The sequence below is a fragment of the Marinimicrobium sp. C2-29 genome (assembly GCF_038419845.1).
GTDB lineage: Bacteria > Pseudomonadota > Gammaproteobacteria > Pseudomonadales > Cellvibrionaceae > Marinimicrobium.
This window is the reverse complement of sequence record NZ_JBCAQT010000038.1, coordinates 1-1,899: the sequence shown is the minus strand read 5'-3', so window position 1 is coordinate 1,899 and position 1,899 is coordinate 1. Positions and strand designations below refer to the sequence as shown.

The window sequence follows — 1,899 nt, the reverse complement described above, 5'->3', positions numbered from 1 at the left end:
CTTCGCCGCGTACGTCATCACATCCATCAAACAATTTTTGGAGAAAATCTGATGCAAAAACTCGTTTCTTTCCTTCGTTCCAAAGCCACCGCTGTGAAGCTGGCGGTGTTCTCAGTGGTCGCGCTGGCCTCCTCCGGCGCCTTCGCCCAGGAAGGCAGCAGCCTGCCGTCCTGGACGACTGAAATCGCCACCGAGTCCGAGGCGGCCGTCACCGACATGTCCGCCCTGGTCGGTCCGGTCATCGGGGCCATGATCGTCGCCCTGGTGGTGATCAAGCTCGTCAAACGCTTCTCCAGCAAGATTTAACCGGCTGAAGCTTCTGCCCACTGATACGGCCCTGCGGGGCCGTTTTTGTCTTCCCCGACTCTGACACCGATGGCTGATATGAACGAAGAACGACGCACCGTGCTTTCAGTGATGGCTTTAGGGTATTGGTTGACTGCTTCGGCAGCACTGTTGGTCTTTTTATTCTCACCCTTGGCCAATGCCCAGGAGACCACAACTTCCGCACTTCAAACATACAGCTGTCATATTGAGAGTTGTCCTCCTGACATCTCCCACAGAGACGAAGTGGTTGAAGTGGTGTCGTGGGAGGACCCGTCGGGACTCAATCAGTATGAAATCCACCTGGCATGTCGTAAACCCGGCGAGTACGGCGTTCCCTCCGACATGGTGCTCACTGGCCACGAAATCACCCAATATATCGAGAACCCAACAAGACCGAGCGGCGGTATTTGCCACTACCGCAAAGAGATTAACTACTGCGCCTTTCCCGAAGACGGCATTCATCCCGACTGTTACTGCCCCAACGGCACTCACTCCCAGGAAGCCCCCCGCCAAGCCCATGAAGTCACCGGTCCCGATGGGTCGACTGTGTGCACCGAAACACAAACCTGTGAGGACGGCCAACAGGTGGTTGGCGGAGGTACGGCGGCCTGTGACATTCCGCCCGATGCCTGTGAAGAGGGGGAGTTCTACGACGCGCAAACCGCCGAGTGCTACAGCGGCCCAGGCACCGGGGATGACAGCTCCTCCAGTTCGTCCGACTCGTCCAGTTCGGACGACAACTCCTCCGATGGCAACGACGACGGCTCCAGTGACGAGGGCGACGAAGACAGCGACAGCTCCGCCTCCTCCAGTTCCGGTTCGTCCAGCTCCGCGCCCGGCGGGGAATGCGCTGAGGGTCAGTCCTGGGGAGAGGTCAACGGCGAGATGGGCTGCTATGGCCCCGAAGACTGCCCCGACGGTCAAAGCTGGGGCGAGGTGAACGGCCAGCCCGGCTGCTACGGCTCCGATCCCGGTGACGGCAACGGTGAAGGCGAATGCGACCCGGACACCGATGAGAGCTGCGAAGAGGGCGACGGCTCCGCCTCCGGGGGCGATAACTGCGAACAGGCCCCCGAGTGTGAGGGCGATGAAATCGACTGCGCCCAACTGCAACAGATCTGGCTCCAACGCTGCGGCATGAGTGAAGGGCAAATCAACGACCTGTCCAACCAGCTCGAAACCGCCGGTGAAGCCGAACTGGATGCCGCCTTTGATCAGATCAAATCCGACGTGGAAGAGAGCGTGGATGACACCACCGGCCAGCTCGAGGATGCCGCCGGCCCGCTCGAAAACGCCCTGGACGGCTTCGTCCCGCAACCGGCGGCCTGTGAGTCGCTGAGCCTGGAAATCATGGGCCACACCCAGAGCGTGGACTGCCACCTGATCAACACCTTTAAAGACGCCTTTGGCTGGTTCCTGTCGATCATGGCCGGCATCTACATCTGGAATCTGGCCATGCAACCGGTCGACCGATAACGGAGGATTTACCCTATGCCACTTCCATTAGCGGGCGGTATTCCATGGCTGGCCGGTGTGCTCGGCAGCCTGATGTTTTCCATCGTCAAGCTCTTC

Annotated in this window: 2 protein-coding genes; both read left to right on the top strand. The window is 59.8% G+C overall.

The features are described 5' to 3' along the window. Nucleotides 1-51: 51 nt before the first annotated feature. Complete coding sequence (locus tag AAE484_RS17350; RefSeq protein ID WP_341939698.1) at nucleotides 52-306, top strand: major coat protein; 255 nt, start codon at nucleotides 52-54, stop codon at nucleotides 304-306. Between the two features lie 273 nt (nucleotides 307-579). Continuing rightward, a complete protein-coding gene (locus AAE484_RS17345; RefSeq protein WP_341939697.1) occupies nucleotides 580-1,803 on the top strand; it encodes a hypothetical protein in 1,224 nt (407 codons plus the stop codon). Nucleotides 1,804-1,899 lie beyond the last annotated feature (96 nt).

What these genes read in the sequence shown, in the direction of transcription:
- AAE484_RS17350 (WP_341939698.1), top strand. Translation starts at nt 52, where the DNA reads ATGCAAAAACTCGTTTCTTTCCTTCGTTCCAAAGCCACCGCTGTGAAG.